This is a genomic window from Pseudomonas sp. B21-053 (genome assembly GCF_026016365.1).
GTDB classification, from domain to species: Bacteria; Pseudomonadota; Gammaproteobacteria; order Pseudomonadales; family Pseudomonadaceae; genus Aquipseudomonas; species Aquipseudomonas nunensis.
Genome location: NZ_CP087205.1, coordinates 6,685,300 through 6,700,356, shown reverse-complemented (window position 1 = coordinate 6,700,356; position 15,057 = coordinate 6,685,300). Strand labels below are relative to the sequence as shown.

15 protein-coding genes are annotated in these 15,057 nt (G+C 60.6%); 5 read left to right on the top strand and 10 right to left on the bottom strand.

Annotated features, from left to right (window positions below; translation table 11 throughout):
• Window positions 1-124: 124 nt before the first annotated feature.
• A complete protein-coding gene (locus LOY68_RS30120) occupies window positions 125-1,321 on the bottom strand; it encodes a class I SAM-dependent rRNA methyltransferase (protein WP_054044466.1) in 1,197 nt (398 codons plus the stop codon).
• 229 nt (window positions 1,322-1,550) lie between these two features.
• Between LOY68_RS30120 and LOY68_RS30115 the strand changes: the two genes are divergently transcribed.
• From LOY68_RS30115 to LOY68_RS30105, 3 genes are read left to right on the top strand one after another with little or no spacing between them, the layout of a single operon-like run.
• Entirely contained in the window at window positions 1,551-2,366 is an 816-nt protein-coding gene (locus LOY68_RS30115; RefSeq protein ID WP_163914772.1) for an HDOD domain-containing protein, read from the top strand.
• 25 nt (window positions 2,367-2,391) lie between these two features.
• Window positions 2,392-3,204, top strand: coding sequence for a bifunctional DNA-formamidopyrimidine glycosylase/DNA-(apurinic or apyrimidinic site) lyase (mutM, locus tag LOY68_RS30110; RefSeq protein WP_054044464.1), 813 nt, complete (start codon window positions 2,392-2,394; stop codon window positions 3,202-3,204).
• 54 nt (window positions 3,205-3,258) lie between these two features.
• Complete coding sequence (locus LOY68_RS30105) at window positions 3,259-3,582, top strand: multidrug transporter (RefSeq protein ID WP_163910887.1); 324 nt, start codon at window positions 3,259-3,261, stop codon at window positions 3,580-3,582.
• A gap of 109 nt (window positions 3,583-3,691) precedes the next feature.
• Here the strand turns inward: LOY68_RS30105 and LOY68_RS30100 are convergent, their stop codons facing one another.
• The 5 genes from LOY68_RS30100 to LOY68_RS30080 form a co-directional block, all read right to left on the bottom strand.
• Window positions 3,692-3,943 carry a YfhL family 4Fe-4S dicluster ferredoxin gene (locus tag LOY68_RS30100; RefSeq protein WP_265041462.1) on the bottom strand — a complete coding sequence of 84 codons (252 nt, stop codon included), beginning with the start codon at window positions 3,941-3,943 and terminating at the stop codon, window positions 3,692-3,694.
• A gap of 102 nt (window positions 3,944-4,045) precedes the next feature.
• Window positions 4,046-4,525, bottom strand: coding sequence for a pantetheine-phosphate adenylyltransferase (coaD, locus tag LOY68_RS30095; protein ID WP_007945531.1), 480 nt, complete (start codon window positions 4,523-4,525; stop codon window positions 4,046-4,048).
• A gap of 115 nt (window positions 4,526-4,640) precedes the next feature.
• Window positions 4,641-6,236, bottom strand: a complete 1,596-nt coding sequence (locus LOY68_RS30090) for a GMC family oxidoreductase (protein ID WP_265041455.1) — start codon at window positions 6,234-6,236, stop codon at window positions 4,641-4,643.
• 137 nt (window positions 6,237-6,373) lie between these two features.
• On the bottom strand, window positions 6,374-6,919 hold the full coding sequence (locus LOY68_RS30085; protein WP_265041453.1) for a twin-arginine translocation pathway signal protein: 546 nt from the start codon (window positions 6,917-6,919) through the stop codon (window positions 6,374-6,376).
• Window positions 6,920-6,947: 28 nt separating this feature from the next.
• Window positions 6,948-8,378, bottom strand: a complete 1,431-nt coding sequence (locus LOY68_RS30080) for a coniferyl aldehyde dehydrogenase (RefSeq protein WP_265041451.1) — start codon at window positions 8,376-8,378, stop codon at window positions 6,948-6,950.
• A gap of 146 nt (window positions 8,379-8,524) precedes the next feature.
• On the opposite strand from LOY68_RS30080, the gene LOY68_RS30075 reads away from it, so the two are divergent.
• Both LOY68_RS30075 and LOY68_RS30070 read left to right on the top strand, forming a co-directional pair.
• Complete coding sequence (locus LOY68_RS30075) at window positions 8,525-9,196, top strand: TetR/AcrR family transcriptional regulator (RefSeq protein WP_163910898.1); 672 nt, start codon at window positions 8,525-8,527, stop codon at window positions 9,194-9,196.
• Between the two features lie 33 nt (window positions 9,197-9,229).
• Window positions 9,230-10,084, top strand: a complete 855-nt coding sequence (locus LOY68_RS30070) for a sulfurtransferase (RefSeq protein ID WP_265041448.1) — start codon at window positions 9,230-9,232, stop codon at window positions 10,082-10,084.
• Between the two features lie 121 nt (window positions 10,085-10,205).
• Here LOY68_RS30070 and LOY68_RS30065 read toward each other — a convergent pair whose 3' ends face one another.
• The 4 genes from LOY68_RS30065 to LOY68_RS30050 all read right to left on the bottom strand — a co-directional run bounded on the left by LOY68_RS30065 (window position 10,206) and on the right by LOY68_RS30050 (window position 14,938).
• On the bottom strand, window positions 10,206-11,045 hold the full coding sequence (locus LOY68_RS30065) for an AraC family transcriptional regulator (RefSeq protein ID WP_265041447.1): 840 nt from the start codon (window positions 11,043-11,045) through the stop codon (window positions 10,206-10,208).
• Between the two features lie 4 nt (window positions 11,046-11,049).
• Window positions 11,050-12,048 (bottom strand): hydrolase, encoded by a 999-nt coding sequence (locus LOY68_RS30060; protein WP_163910908.1) that lies wholly within the window; start codon window positions 12,046-12,048, stop codon window positions 11,050-11,052.
• 75 nt (window positions 12,049-12,123) lie between these two features.
• Entirely contained in the window at window positions 12,124-13,602 is a 1,479-nt protein-coding gene (locus LOY68_RS30055; RefSeq protein ID WP_265041445.1) for a M16 family metallopeptidase, read from the bottom strand.
• A complete protein-coding gene (locus LOY68_RS30050) occupies window positions 13,595-14,938 on the bottom strand; it encodes a M16 family metallopeptidase (RefSeq protein WP_163910914.1) in 1,344 nt (447 codons plus the stop codon). Before LOY68_RS30050 ends, LOY68_RS30055 begins: the two co-directional genes overlap by 8 nt.
• Window positions 14,939-15,057: the final 119 nt, after the last annotated feature.

Here is a 15,057-nt window from a genome sequence, read left to right as displayed (position 1 = left end):
GATGCAGGGAAACTTCCTGCACGTCAGTAGGACGGCAAGTGTAAGAAATAGAAGAATTCAGGGGAGGTAATCGTCGTTGGAAAGCAAACGGGGAGCCTGCTGGCTCCCCGTCAAACCCGCGTCATCAGCTGTTTGGCAGCAGGCGGCAGGTGATGCTCTTGATGTAGCGAGTTTCGGCGATGGCCGGGTGCACCGGGTGATCCGGGCCTTGACCGCCACGTTCCAGCATCTGGATGTTGCGATCCAGGTGACGGGCGCTGGTCAGCAGGATGTTCTGCAGGTCATCTTCCGGCAGGTGCATCGAGCACGAAGCGCTGACCAGGATGCCGTCCTTGCTGAGCAGGCGCATGGCTTGCTCGTTCAGGCGACGGTAGGCGCCTTCACCGTTTTTCATGTCTTTCTTGCGTTTGATGAAGGCCGGCGGGTCGGCCACGATCACGTCGAAACGCTCTTCGCTGGCTTTCAGCTCTTTCAGGGCTTCGAACACGTCGCCTTCGATGCAGGTCATTTTCTCGGCGACGCCGTTCAGCGCGGCGTTGCGCTCGACACCGTCGAGGGCGAAGGCCGACGCGTCGACGCAGAACACTTCACTGGCGCCGAACGCGGCGGCTTGCACGCCCCAGCCGCCGATGTAGCTGTACAGGTCGAGAACGCGTTTGCCCTTGGCGTAAGGGGCCAGGCGCGCGCGGTTCATGCGGTGGTCGTAGAACCAGCCGGTTTTCTGGCCCTGGATGACCGGCGCTTCGAATTTCACGCCGTTCTCTTCCAGCGCAACCCACTCCGGCACCAGGCCGAATACGGTTTCGACGTAGCGGTTGAGGCCTTCGGCATCACGGGCGGCGGAGTCGTTCTTGAACAGAATGCCGCTTGGCTTGAGCACTTGGGTCAGCGCTGCGATCACGTCTTCTTTATGCGCTTCCATGGTCGCCGAAGCGATCTGTACCACCAGGATGTCGCCGAAACGGTCGACCACCAAGCCTGGCAGCAAGTCGGAATCACCGTAGACCAGACGATAGAACGGCTTGTCGAACAGGCGATCACGCAGGGACAGGGCGACGTTCAGGCGATGCACCAGCAGCGATTTGTCCAGTGGCAACTTGATGTCGCGCGACAGTAGGCGGGCGCAGATCAGGTTGTTCGGGCTCATGGCAACGATGCCCAGCGGTTTGCCGCTGGCGGCTTCGAGGATCGCCTGATCACCGGCCTGAAAGCCGTGCAACGGGGTGGCGGCCACGTCGATTTCGTTGCTGTAGACCCACAAGTGGCCGTTTCGCAGGCGTCGGTCGGCGTTGGCTTTGAGGCGCAGGCTAGGCAGGGACATGACGTCGCTCCGGAAAAAAGAGCGGGAGTATAGCGTGTTGCGCAAGGCCCCGGCTCGGCAGATAGACCTGTGGCGATGTGGGGAATTGGATGAAATTTTCGCCGATCTGCCGGCCACGGTGTCGGATCCAACTTTATAAAGGTTAGAATCGGCGCCTGTCCCAGAGTGTGTACTTATGTCCCAAGAGCTGACTTCCGAACAGATTCAACAGTCCCTGCAAGGGATCAGCGTGCCGGCCCAGCCGCAGATCATGGTGGATCTGCAGATGGAGCAGTACATGCCTGATCCGGACCTGGAAGTGATCGCGAAGCTGATTGCCCAGGACCCGGGCCTCTCCGGGGCACTGCTGAAAATCGTCAACTCGCCGTATTACGGCTTGAGTAACAAGATCGCCTCGATCCAGCGTGCGGTGAACCTGCTGGGCAGCCGTTCGATCATCAACCTGATCAACGCGCAGTCGATCAAGGGCGAGATGAACGACGACACCATCGTCACCCTGAACCGTTTCTGGGACACGGCCCAGGATGTGGCGATGACCTGCCTGACCCTGGCCAAGCGCATCGGCTCCCAGGCCGGCGACGAAGCTTATGCATTGGGCCTGTTCCACGATTGCGGCGTGCCGCTGATGCTCAAGCGTTTCCCCGATTACATGAAAACCCTGGAAGAGGCCTACGCCAGCGCGAGTGCCGAATGCCGGGTCGTGGACACCGAGAACAAGGTCTACAACACCAACCACGCCGTGGTCGGTTATTACACCGCCAAGTCCTGGCGCCTGCCGGAACACATCAGCGCCGCCATCGCCAATCACCACAATGCTTTGGCGATCTTCACTGACGAGTCTTCGCGCAACAGTCAGCTGAAAAACCTGCTGTCGATCCTGAAAATGGCCGAACACATTTGTGCGTCGTATCGAGTGCTGGGCAACCAGACTGAGGACCACGAGTGGAACAGCATCGGGCCTTTGGTGCTCGATTATGTCGGGCTCTCGGATTACGATTTCGAGACCCTCAAACAAACGATTCGTGACCTCGGCGCTCATCACTGAGTGCCCGGTATTTCCTGAGAACAGCATGCCTGAACTGCCAGAAGTCGAAACCACCCGCCGGGGCATCGCCCCGCACCTGGAAGGCCAGCGGGTCAGCCGGGTCATCGTGCGTGAGCGGCGTCTGCGCTGGCCGATTCCCGAAGACCTGGACGTGCGCCTGTCCGGCCAGCGCATTGTGCTGGTGGAGCGTCGCGCCAAGTACCTGTTGATCAACGCCGAGGTCGGCACGTTGATCAGCCATTTGGGCATGTCGGGCAATTTGCGTCTGGTGGAAGTCGGCACGCCGGCGGCCAAGCATGAGCATGTGGACATCGAACTCGAGTCCGGCCTGGCGTTGCGTTACACCGACCCGAGACGGTTTGGTGCGATGCTCTGGAGCCTCGACCCGCTCAATCACGAATTGCTGCTTCGCCTGGGGCCGGAGCCGTTGACCGACCTGTTCGACGGCGAGCGCTTGTTCCAGCAATCCCGTGGGCGTTCCATGGCGGTCAAACCGTTCATCATGGACAACGCGGTGGTGGTGGGGGTCGGCAATATCTATGCGACCGAAGCGCTGTTCGCCGCCGGTATCGATCCGCGCCGTGAAGCCAAGAGCATTTCCCGGGCGCGCTACCTGAAACTGGCGATCGAGATCAAACGCATCCTCGCCCATGCCATCGAGCGCGGCGGTACGACGTTGCGCGACTTTATCGGCGGCGACGGCCAGCCGGGCTATTTCCAGCAGGAATTGTTCGTCTACGGCCGTGGCAGCGAGCCGTGCAAAGTCTGCGGCACGGAGTTGCGCAGTGTGACCCTGGGCCAGCGCGCCAGCGTCTTTTGCCCGCGCTGCCAGAGCTGATACGTCCGACGGTCTATAGTCAGTGTTCTCACTGCCTAGCCGAAGGACCGTGCCATGAATTCGTTTCGAACCTTTGCCGTTGTCATGCTGCTGAGCGTCGCTGTGCCGGCGCTGGCGGCTGAAAACGGCAGCGGCGACCCGCGTTACACCATCCAGAACCCACCGGCCTACGCCATGATCGGCGACTTGCTGATTGCCCGACCTTTGCTGGTGGCGGCGACGGTGATTGGTGCGGGGGTGTTTGTGGTGTCGTTGCCGTTTACCGCACTGGGTGGCGGTGTGGGCGATGCGGGGCAGGCGTTGGTGGTCGATCCGGCGAAAGCCGCGTTTGTGCGGTGCCTGGGGTGTATCGGGGAAGGTTTTGAGCAGCGGGAGTGATGAAGCAAGATCAAAAGATCGCAGCCTTCGGCAGCTCCTACAGGATTTGCGCGATCCCATGTAGGAGCGAGGCTTGCCCGCGAAGGCGTCCTCACAGACGCCAAATAACTCAAACCTTACCGGTAATGACCCGATACTTCTCCATCAACTGTTCTTCAGTCTCCGGATGCGCCTCGTCCAGTGGAATGCAATCCACCGGGCAGACTTGCTGGCACTGAGGCTCGTCGTAGTGGCCGACGCACTGGGTGCACAGGTTCGGGTCGATCACGTAGATCTCTTCGCCTTGGGAAATGGCGGCGTTCGGGCACTCGGGTTCGCAGACGTCGCAGTTGATGCAATCGTCGGTGATGATCAGGGACATGCTAACTCCAGCCGGGGCGGCAGGCCCGGGCGCAATAAACCAATGCGCGCAATTGTGCCGCATTGGCGCCCGCAGTGCACGCGGGCGCCGCTTGAGCGGTCGTTACTTCTTGAAGCGTTCGGTGAGGGCGTCCGCCACCGCTGGGTGGACGAACTTGGTGATATCGCCGCCCAAGGCTGCGATTTCACGGACCAGCGTCGAGGAAATAAACGAATAACGCTCGGACGGGGTAAGAAACAGGCTTTCCACATCCGGCGCCAACTGGCGGTTCATGTTGGCCAGCTGGAATTCGTATTCGAAGTCCGACACCGCGCGCAAACCACGCAGGAACACGTTGGCATTCTTCTCTTTGGCGAAGTGCGCGAGCAGCGTCGAGAAGCCGACAACTTCAACGTTGGGCAGATGTTTAGTGACCTCGCGGGCCAGCTCCACACGCTGTTCCAGGGGAAACAACGGGTTTTTCTTCGGGCTGGCAGCGACGGCGATGATCACGTGATCGAACAGGCGCGCGGCGCGTTCGACCAGATCGCCATGGCCCTTGGTAATAGGGTCGAAGGTACCTGGGTACAACACTCGGTTCATCGCGTCGTCCTGGCGGGAGTCCGTTGGGGACTCGGATGGTATCGCAGCCTTCCCGGTCGGGAAAGTCGCCTGTTAGGTAAGAAAGCACTATAGACGATGGGAATATTGCGATTTTTCATGGGTTTTTCAGGCGATCTGCCAACGCTGTCGCCAGTTGCGCGGTCAGCCCGTACACCGACAATTGCGGGTTTGCGCCAATGCTGGTGGGGAACAGCGAGCCATCGTGGATCGACAGATTGCTGATCTGATGATGTCGGCCGAGGCTGTCGGTCACCGCATTTTTCGGGTCTTCACCCATCGCGCAACCGCCCATCACATGGGCGCTGCCCAAGCGTGTGCGATACAGCTCAAGGCTCAGTCCGTCGATCAACGTGCGGGCTTCGGCGAGGGTTTTCACGTAGCGCGCGTCGGCATGCATCGGCATCACCGCTTTGGCGCCACCGGCAAACTGGATCTCGGCCATGCTGTGGAACGCCCGGCGCAAACCGTCCCAGGCGTAAGGTGAAACCTGATAATCGAGCACCGGCGTGTTATCGCCGCGCAACTCGACGTTGCCGCCAGTGCTGTCCGGGTGGAAACCGTCGCGCAGCAACGCCAGCATGGCGTGGGTGTGGGGCAGGTTTTCCATGTGCTGCGAGTTTTCCTGGCCGAAGCCGCCAAGCAGGGTCGCCGCCAGAGCCGGTTGCAGCGGCGGGACTTCGAGCTTGTAGGACATTTTGCCGGTGGTGCCGTCCTGCCATTGGAAATGGTCGGAATAGATCGACTGCGGCGCCCCGTAGAACGGGTTGATCACCTCGTCGAACAGCCCGGCGGACATGTTCACCAAGTGCAGGAAGGTTCGGGTACCCAGGCGTTTGTGCGGGTCGGGCGCATCGGAACGCAACAGCAGCGCCGGGCTATTGATCCCGCCACCGGCCAGCACGTAATGCCGTGCCTTGACCGTGATGCTGCGACCGGTGGGCGCGACGCAACGCTCGTCCATCGCCACGCAATCCAGGCCGGTAACCTTGCCATCCTTGATCGACAGTTTCTCGGCGCGGGCCAGGTAAAGCAGCTCGCCACCCTTTTCCAACGTCGCGGGAATGGTCGTCACCATCATCGATTGCTTGGCGTTGGTCGGGCAGCCCATGCCGCAGTAGCCGAGGTTCCAGCAGCCACGCACATTGCGCGGGATCACGTGCCAGCTGTAGCCGAGTTGCTCACAGCCTTTGCGGATCACGTCGTTGTTGGCGTTGGGCGGAACCATCCACGGGGCGACGCCGAGGCGTTGTTCCATTTTTTCGAACCACGGCGCCATCTCGGCGGGACTATGACCTTTGACGTTGTGCTCTTTGACCCAGTGTTCCAGGGTCGGGTCCGGGGTGCGAAAGCTCGACGTCCAGTTGATCAACGTAGTACCGCCGACTGCCCGGCCCTGCAGGATGGTGATCGCGCCGTCCTTGCTCATGCGGCCGATGCCTTCCTGATAAAGGCTGGCGTAGGCCTGGTCTTCGAGCATCTTGAAGTCGCTGCTGGTCTTGAGCGGGCCTTCTTCAATCAGCAGCACCTTGTAGCCGGCGGCGCTGAGGATTTCCGCCGTTGTCCCGCCACCGGCGCCGCTGCCGATGATCGCCACGTCGGCTTCCAGAGTCAGGTCCTGGGTCAGTTGCGAACCGTTGTAGGTTTTCCAGCCACGGGCCAGGCCTTCGCGGAACGGATCGGGTACAGGCATGTTTGGGTTCTCTTATAGTTATTTTTGAGGGCTGTGGTAATTCGGCTGACGCCTTCGCGAGCAGGCTCGCTCCCACATTGGATCGCCTAACCCCTGTGGGAGCGAGCCTGCTCGCGAATGGCGGGCGCGCCACGGATTCAAACCGTGGGAGGCCCCGGATACCCGCAATGCGCCCAGGACTCCGCCCGGCTGTACCACGCCATCATCACCAGTTGCAGCAATGAGCTATGCCCCATGCGCAGCAAGCTCAACGAACTGTTTTCCCAGCGATCGAGGAAATGCCGGATCTCATCGGCAGAAGCATTTCCCCAACTGCCCCAGATTCCGGTCAGCGGCCCACGGGTCACGGCCATCCCGAGCACATCGAACAACTGCCGAGTCAGCTTGAGCATTTCCGGCGAGAGATGATTGAGGCCGTTATCCAGGGTTTTCAGGGTGCCATCGACTGCCGCCGGCATTTTCTCGGTGGCCACGGCGCCGTCGAGCATCACCGGTATCAGCGCCCGCAAAAACAGCAGGTCGCCGCTGCGCAGAATTGCAAAACCGTCAGCGGAAATACTCGACGAGCAACCACTGAGGCTCGCTCCCAACCCGGCCGTGGCCAGGAAGGCGCTGGCACCGAGGCTGAATTTCAGCAGGCCGCGCCGTGACAGCGCGGGTGTATCGGACAGGCTTGGGCTCATTATTGTTATTACCCGGCGGTGAGGAGCGTTAGCGGATAAACAGCTTCTGAATCAGTTTCTGGATCGCTTTGCCGTACGGCGGGTAGATCAACTTCGCCGCGTTGAAGCGCTGTTTAATCAGCACACCCTTGGCCTTGCTGAAGGTCAGGAAACCTTCGTGTCCATGGTAATGGCCCATGCCTGAAGCGCCGATGCCGCCGAACGGCATGTCGTCCTGGGCCACGTGCAGCAGCGTGTCGTTCAGGCACACGCCGCCGGAATGAGTTTCGTGGAGTACGCGATTCTGTTCGCGCTTGTCGTAGCCGAAGTAGTACAGCGCCAGTGGGCGAGGGCGTTGATTGATGTAGGCAAATGCCTGATCCAGATCGCTGTACGGCACGATGGGCAGCAGTGGGCCGAAGATTTCGTCCTGCATCACCGTCATGTCGTCACTGACATTCAACAGCAGGCTATGGCCCATGCGCCGGCCCTGGCCTTGGTCGAACAACGGAATCAGCAACGCGCCCTTGCTGGTGGCATCGCTGAGATAACCGTTGAGCCGCGCCAGTTGTCGGTCATTGATGATCGCGGTGTAGTCCGGGTTGTCGGCCAGTGTCGGATAAAACCCGCGAACTGCCTGGCGATAGGCTTCGACAAAAGAACCGACACGCTCTTCCGGTACTAGCACGTAGTCCGGGGCGACACAGGTTTGCCCGGCATTGAGGGTCTTGCCGAAAGCAATGCGCTCGGCGGCGTCCTTGAGCGGCACGTCTCGGGAGACGATGGCCGGGGACTTGCCACCCAGTTCGAGGGTCACCGGGGTCAGGTTCTCCGCCGCCGCACGCATCACGTGCTTGCCGATGCTGGTGGCGCCGGTGAACAGCAAGTGATCAAACTTCAGCCGCGAGAACGCGACGCCGATATCCGCTTCGCCGAGCACCACGCAGACCAGGTCTTGTGGGAAGACCCGACCCAGCAATTCCTTGAGCAGCAACCCGGTGGCCGGCGTGGATTCGCTGAGTTTGAGCATCACCCGGTTACCCGCCGACAACGCTCCCACCAAAGGCCCGATGGCCAGGTACAGCGGGTAGTTCCAGGGCACGATCACGCCGACCACGCCCAGCGGTTGATAAACCACTTTGGCGGACGCCGGTTGAAAAGCGATGCCGACCTTGCGCCGCGACGGTCTCATCCAGCCCTTGAGGTGCTGGCTGGCGTAGTGGATGCCGTGCAGGCTCGGCATCAGTTCGGCGAGCAGGGTTTCGTCGGCGCTGCGATGGCTGAAATCCTGGCTGATCGCATCGATCAATGCCTGCCGTTCATTGCTCAACAGGTCGCGCAACGCCTTGAGCCATTGCTGGCGCTGGGCGGCCGGTGGCATCGGGTTGGCGGCATAGGCGACGCGTTGCGCCTCGAACAAAGTCTGGAGCTCGTCCAACGGCTGCTGTAGGTTCTGCAGATAAGCAATGTCGGCGGACATGGTCGGCTCCGGATTTATTATAATTAGGCACTTTTTAGAGTCTATGCTCTAGAAAGTCAAATGACTTCCTGACGCACCTTTGTTTTATCCACTCCCGGATAGGTCGTAAGATGCCCGTCATCGCACTCTGAATTAAAGCTCAAGCCATGGCCCCACGGATCAAAACCAGCGAGCGCATCGTGCAGAACAGCCTGGAGCTGTTCAATCAACAGGGCGAGCGCAGCATTAGCACCAACCATATCGCTGCCCACATGGAAATTTCCCCGGGCAACCTGTACTACCACTTCCCCAACAAGCAGGCGATCATCGCCGTGTTGTTCAGTGAGTACGAAACCCTGGTGGACAGCTTCCTGCGTCCGCCCCAGGGGCGCGCCGCCACGGTGGAAGACAAGCGCTACTACCTCAAGGAACTGCTGTCGGCGATGTGGCGCTACCGGTTCCTGCACCGCGACCTCGAACATTTGCTCGAGAGCGACCCGGACCTGGCCGCCCGTTACCGACGTTTTTCCCAGCGTTGCGTGATCCAGGGCACGGCCATCTATGTCGGGTTCGTCGAAGCCGGCATCCTCAACATGGACCGCGTGCAGATCGAATCCCTGACGATCAATGCCTGGATCATCCTGACGTCGTGGGTGCGTTTCCTGTGCACCACGCGGGAAAACTCCAATCACTTGAGCGAGCAGGCGATCAAGCGCGGGGTCTATCAGGTGTTGGTGCTGGAAGCCGGGTTTGTCACTGATCAGGCGCGTGATGAGGTCAATGCACTGTTCGAAGAGTTTTACGTGCCGCTGGCCCAAGCCCTGGAAGAAGTGAAGTAGGATCAAGCACCGACTTAAGCACAGGAGCCCGTTATGCCCATTGCGCAACTGATCAGCCCGCAAGCGTTGGACCAGAAAAAGGAGCAGCCGGGGCTGGTGATTCTGGATTGTCGTTTTGCCCTCGAAGACCCGGACTACGGTCAGCGCAGTTATGCCGAAGGGCATATCGCCGGGTCGAGCTTTGCCGATCTGGAGCGTGATCTGAGCGGGGCGATCGTCAAGGGCGTTACCGGGCGCCATCCGTTGCCGGAACCCGAAGACCTGATCGAACGCTTGCAAGCCTGGGGCATCAACGCTGACAGCGAAGTGGTTTTGTACGACGATGGCCCCGGTGCTTTCGCGGCGCGGGCGTGGTGGTTGCTGGCCTGGCTGGGCAAGCGCGACGGCGTGTTCATCCTCGATGGCGGGCTCAAGGCCTGGCACGCGGCCGGGTTGCCGTTGAGCCTTGATGCGCCTTCGGTTGTACGTGGCACCTTCAACGGCACGCCGGATGCTTCAGTGGTGCTCAGCGCCGAGCAACTCCAGCAACGTCTCGGCCAACCGGCACTGACCCTGCTTGATGCCCGCGCCTTGCCGCGCTTCAAGGGCGAAGTGGAACCGATCGACCCGATTGCCGGGCACATCCCCGACGCGCAATGTGCGGCGTTCACGGAAAACCTGGGCGGCGATGGGCGTTTCCTGCCGGCTGATCAGCTCAAGCAGCGCTTTGCGGCGAAACTCGGTGATCGCTCGCCGACGGAATTGGTGGCGTATTGCGGCTCTGGTGTGACGGCGTGCCACAACCTGTTTGCGTTGTGCCTGGCGGGCTATCCGTTGGGGTCGTTGTATGCCGGGTCGTGGAGCGAGTGGATCAACGAGCCGGCGCGGGGTATCGCCACCGGCGAATAACCCCACATCCCTTGTAGGAGCGAGGCTTGCCCGCGAAGGCGGAGTGTCAGTCAACATTAATATCGACTGACCCGCCGCCTTCGCGGGCAAGCCTCGCTCCTACATTGGGCCTGCGCCATTCTTAATCTCTGAGTACTGTTCGGGCACTGCGATACGCCCCCGGCCCCACCCCGTAAACCTGCTTGAACTGCCGGCTCAGATGACTCTGATCGGCAAAACCCAACTGCGTAGCCACCTCCAGCGGCAAACACCCACCCTGTAACAAGGCTCGCGCCCGGGCGATACGTTGTTGCATCAGCCAGGTGTGCGGCGGCATGCCGGTGGCGCGGCGGAACACGCGGGCGAAATGGAAGGGCGACAAGTTCACCGCACTCGCCAGCTCTTCCAGCGAAGGCGGCGCCGCCAGTTGCGAATGCAGCAAATCCTTGGCCAGCGTCACTGCGCGATGTTCCTTGCCGGGTTTGCCGGCAATCGGCACCGCGGCATGGCGTTGCAGTAGCAACAGCATCATTTCGCGCCAGACCGTTTGCTGTTGCAGTGCCGTGGACGGGCTCTCCAACAAGCGGTGCAACTGACAGAAACCCTTCACCAGATCCGGATCGCGATACAGCGTGGCGCCAAACGCGGGCAACTCAGTGGTCGGCAATTCCAGCTCGGCCAACAACGACAGAATCTGCCCGCTGTCCGGATAAAACGCCCGGTACAACCAGCCGTCCTCCGTACCTTTATGGCCCGTGTGCAGTTCGTCCGGGTTGATCAAGACCAGCGTGCCACTGCCCGCAAGATGCTCGGCACCGCGATAGCGATAACGCTGGGCGCCGGCCATGATCATGCCGATGACGTAGCCGTCATGCACATGGGGCGCGAAGCGGTGTTCGATATAGCGCGCGGATAACAGCTCGACGCCGGCCAGTGGTGCCGTTTGCCAGAAACGAATCGACTCGCCCTGATCGGTGTCCATGGTCCTACTCGCGCCCCGCAGCGGTCAGCCACTGGGGAATGCGGCGTTCCAGGTAGTAACTTGGTTGTCGGAACGATCCGTCGACAAATCCCACATGTCCGCCTTTGGCCTGCAATTCAAATTGAGTGCAGTCGGACAACTCATCGGCCAGCGGCAGGCTGTGAGGGAATACGAACGGATCGTCAGCCGCCTGAATGATCAGGGTTGGCGTGCGAATTTCCCCCAGGAAGTAACGACTCGAGGCGCGGCGATAATAATCCTCGGCGTCGGTAAAGCCGTTCAATGGCGCAGTGACCCGGCCATCGAAATCCCAGAAGGTGCGCATGTTTTCCAAGGAGCCCAGTGCAGCCAACGCGGCCAGGCCATCCTCGCGCCCGTCATGCTGGAACTGACGTTGCTTGTTCTTGATGTAGGCCACCATCTCGCGCATGAAGTGCGCCTGATAGACCTTGGAAAAGCCCTGGCCGATGCGATCGGCACATTGATCGAGGCGAAACGGCACCGACACCGCCACGGCACCGAGCACGCCGCTGTCGCTGCCGGTTTCACCCAAATGCTTGAGCAGTACGTTGCCGCCCAATGAGTAACCCACCGCGTACAACGGCGCGAGCGGTCGTTTGGCTTTCAGGTGCTGGATGGCTTCGGCCAGGTCTTCACTGGCGCCGGAGTGGTAGCTGCGCGGCAACAGGTTTGGTTCGCCCGAGCAACCGCGCCAGTTCAGCGCGACGCTGGCCCAACCTTGATCCCCGAGGACTTTTTGCAGGCCCGCCACGTAGGGTGAGTTCGACGAGCCGGTCAGCCCGTGCAACACCAGCACCAACGGCGCCGTGGCGGTGTGCGGACCGTGCCAGTCGAGGTCGAGGAAGTCGCCATCCTCCAGCCAAAGACGTTCACGTTCACGTTCGATATGCGTGGTTTTACGCCATAGCGGTCCCCACAAGGTTTGCAAGTGCGGGTTACTGAGCCCGAAGGCCGGGGTAAAGCGTTCACTGGGCGCGAGCACGATGTTTCTCTACAAAGGTAAAACAGTCGGTGGCAGGGCTAAAACGCCAGGCTCTGCCGCCGATGTCCAAAGAAACTAACTTGCCACAATCCCCGCCTCGGCGCGACACATGCTCTGCGGCACTTTGCTGGCAGGCAGAGGCAACGGCTGTTGTTCCACGGTCGGGCCCAAGGTCACCACCCGCCATTGGTCCGCATCAAAATGTCGGTTCAAGGCCTCTTTGATTTGCGCAACGGTCAATCCTTGAGCTTGTTCGACTGAAAAATCCAGGTCGAGCGGCAAGTCATGCTGGTTGATCGTGACCAGCCGGGAAAGAATCTGTGAGTTGCTGGCGCTGTTACGCACGCTGGTGCTACGCAGTTGGCGCAGGGTGTCGTCGAGTTCCTGCTGGGTCGGACCCGATTGCAAATAGTCGCGGTACATCGACTGCACGAGTTTCACCGCGCCGTCGCTGAACTGCGGGCTGGTTTTCAGGCTGATGATGGCTGAACCGCCCCCTTGCCGGAAAGCCGTCTTCAGTTGCACTACGTAGGTCAGTCCGCGTTTTTCCCTGAGCTCCGTCATCAATCGGGAAGAGATTTTCTGCCCGCCGAAAATCGTATGGGCCACGGTCAACGCGGCGTAATCGGGATGCTGGCGTGTCACGCCCGGCTGCCCCAACATGATTTGCGTCTGGCTCAAGGGGCGCTCGATATGGCGTGATGTTGCAGCGTCTTCGCTGCGCGATACCGGCGTCATGGAGGCCATTTCGGCGCTGGCGGGCAGCGCATTGAAAACCTGCAAGCTCATGGCTTGGGCTTGTTCCACTGTCAGGTCGCCAACCAGCGTAATCACCGCGTTGGACCCGGCATAGGCTTGCTGATGAAACGCCTGGACCTGTTTGCGGGAGAGCGCGGCCACACCTTTTTCCGTGCCGAAGATCGGTTGGGCATACGGGTGGCCCGGCAACAGCAGCTCATTCATGGCGTGGGCCATTTGTGAATCGGGGTCCTGCTGCCGTGCCTTGAGGATATTGGTCAGTTCTTTCTTGACGTTGACCAGCGCCTCCTCACTCAACAGCGGCTGGCCCAGAATTTGTGTGAACAGCAGCAGCGCTGGGTCGCGCTTATCGGTGACGGTCAGGCTGCGCAGAGAAAAAGAGCTCCGTTCCTGCTCGATGCTCATATCGAGTTTTGCGCCGAGGCCATCCAGGGTTTCCAGGATTGCTGACTGGTCCTTGCCCGGTACCCCTTCATTGAGCAGGCGGAGCGTCGCGGCCGCCAACCCGGAATGCGCACCATCCTGCGCGCTGCCGGCGGGGAAGCTGACGTGAAGATCGAACATCGGCAGCTCCGGGGTGCGGATAAACAGCACTTTGCCGCCGGAGGGCGATTTCCATCCGTGGATTTTCAAGGCGCGCGGGGTGGCTGCCTGTTCGTCCAGCTCTGCCAGGGATTGCAGGCGCGGTGGCTGGGCAACAGTCGATTGCTGCGATTCGGTGTCGGCGAATACCAGGCAGCCTTGCGAGCAACCCAGCACCATCAATCCCAGTGTCAAGCAGGTGAATTTATTCATCGGTTTTCTCCACGAGGACATGGGCGGTGCTCAGGCGTTGGCGGGTCAGGTAGGTCTGCGCGGCCAGCTGAATATCGGCTGGGGTCACTTGATTCAGTTCATCTGCGTCTTCATCCATCAGTCGTCCGGGCAGGCCAATGCTCTCAAGCGCGCCGAGATGATCCGCTTGGTGTTCGATAGAGTCGCGGTCATAGATTTGCCGGGCGATCAGCAGGGTGCGGGCGCGTTCCAGTTCGGCACTGTCGGGCGGGGTGGACTTGAGTTCGTCGAGTAACGCCCAGATCCGCGCCTCTGCCTGATCAAGGCTGACGCTGCTTTGAGTGGTGAGCTGGGCATTAAGGGTGAAAAGGCTGTCGCCGCGATACAGCGGGTTGTAGCTGGACGACGTGCTGGAAAACAGCCTTTCGGTGAGTTGCAGGCGCTTAGTCAGGCGGGCGCTGTTCGAGCCGGCCAGCAAGGTGTCGAGCAGCCTCAGCGCGTGCACCGAACGACGGTTTTCGGCGGTTGCAAGGCTTGGGACGTTGAACGACATGGTCAGTCGAGGCGCGGCAATCGCCTGGTGCAAGATGATTTTTCGCTCGCCGGGTTCGGCCAGTTCAAGGGACAGGCGGCGGGGGGCAAACGGTTTGGCGGTCAGCGTGCCGAAATAACGCTCGGCCAAGGGCTGGACCTTTTCCAGCGTGACGTCACCGACAATAACAAGCGTGGCGTTACCGGGTGCGTAGCGGCTTTGATACCAGTGGCGCAGGTCTTCGGCGTTCAGACGCTGCAAGTCATGCATCCAGCCGATGATCGGTGCGCCGTAGCTGCTGGCAGGGAAGGCCATGCGCGTGAGGTGCTCGCGTGCGATCCCGTCTGGATCATCGTCGACCCGCAACCGACGTTCTTCCTGAATGACCGCCAGTTCCGGAATGAAATCCTCGGCGCGCAGGTGCGCGGTGGACATCATGTCGGCCATCAACTCGAAAGCGACGCCCAATTGATGCGGCTGCAGGGTCTGGTAGTAAGTGGTCACGTCCTTGTCGGTAAAAGCGTTTTGCGAAGCGCCAAGATTGTCCAGAATGGCCGAAGCTTCGCCGGAGCAGGTCTTGCTGCTGCCCTTGTAGAGCATGTGTTCCAGAGCGTGAGACAGGCCGGATTGCCCCGGCGGTTCATCGCTGGAGCCGACCTTGAGCCAGAGTTGCGAAGTTACCACGGGCGCGCGATGGTCTTCGCGCACCACGACTTTCAGGCCGTTTTTCAGGGTGAATTCGTGGGTGGGTTGTGCAGGGTCGGCCAGTGCCGTGAAGGGCAGTAGCCAGGAAAAGAGCAGCATCTTGCTGCGAGAGATGTTCATCCGTGTTCATCCTCAGTGGTTTACGGAAATTACGTAAACCACTGTGGATGTTTGGATGAGGCATTTGGCGGTAACTATTTACCGCACGGGATGCTTTTTTTCACGTCAGGCTGACGACG

Coding starts and splice junctions, on each gene's coding strand:
- coaD (WP_007945531.1), bottom strand. CDS start 4,525: ATGAACCGAGTGTTGTACCCAGGTACCTTCGACCCTATTACCAAGGGC.
- LOY68_RS30090 (WP_265041455.1), bottom strand. CDS start 6,236: ATGCCTGTACCCGATCCGTTCCGCGAAGGCCTGGCCCGTGGCTGGAAA.
- mutM (WP_054044464.1), top strand. CDS start 2,392: ATGCCTGAACTGCCAGAAGTCGAAACCACCCGCCGGGGCATCGCCCCG.
- LOY68_RS30080 (WP_265041451.1), bottom strand. CDS start 8,378: ATGTCCGCCGACATTGCTTATCTGCAGAACCTACAGCAGCCGTTGGAC.
- LOY68_RS30085 (WP_265041453.1), bottom strand. CDS start 6,919: ATGAGCCCAAGCCTGTCCGATACACCCGCGCTGTCACGGCGCGGCCTG.
- LOY68_RS30070 (WP_265041448.1), top strand. CDS start 9,230: ATGCCCATTGCGCAACTGATCAGCCCGCAAGCGTTGGACCAGAAAAAG.
- LOY68_RS30105 (WP_163910887.1), top strand. CDS start 3,259: ATGAATTCGTTTCGAACCTTTGCCGTTGTCATGCTGCTGAGCGTCGCT.
- LOY68_RS30065 (WP_265041447.1), bottom strand. CDS start 11,045: ATGGACACCGATCAGGGCGAGTCGATTCGTTTCTGGCAAACGGCACCA.
- LOY68_RS30100 (WP_265041462.1), bottom strand. CDS start 3,943: ATGTCCCTGATCATCACCGACGATTGCATCAACTGCGACGTCTGCGAA.
- LOY68_RS30075 (WP_163910898.1), top strand. CDS start 8,525: ATGGCCCCACGGATCAAAACCAGCGAGCGCATCGTGCAGAACAGCCTG.
- LOY68_RS30050 (WP_163910914.1), bottom strand. CDS start 14,938: ATGAACATCTCTCGCAGCAAGATGCTGCTCTTTTCCTGGCTACTGCCC.
- LOY68_RS30055 (WP_265041445.1), bottom strand. CDS start 13,602: ATGAATAAATTCACCTGCTTGACACTGGGATTGATGGTGCTGGGTTGC.
- LOY68_RS30120 (WP_054044466.1), bottom strand. CDS start 1,321: ATGTCCCTGCCTAGCCTGCGCCTCAAAGCCAACGCCGACCGACGCCTG.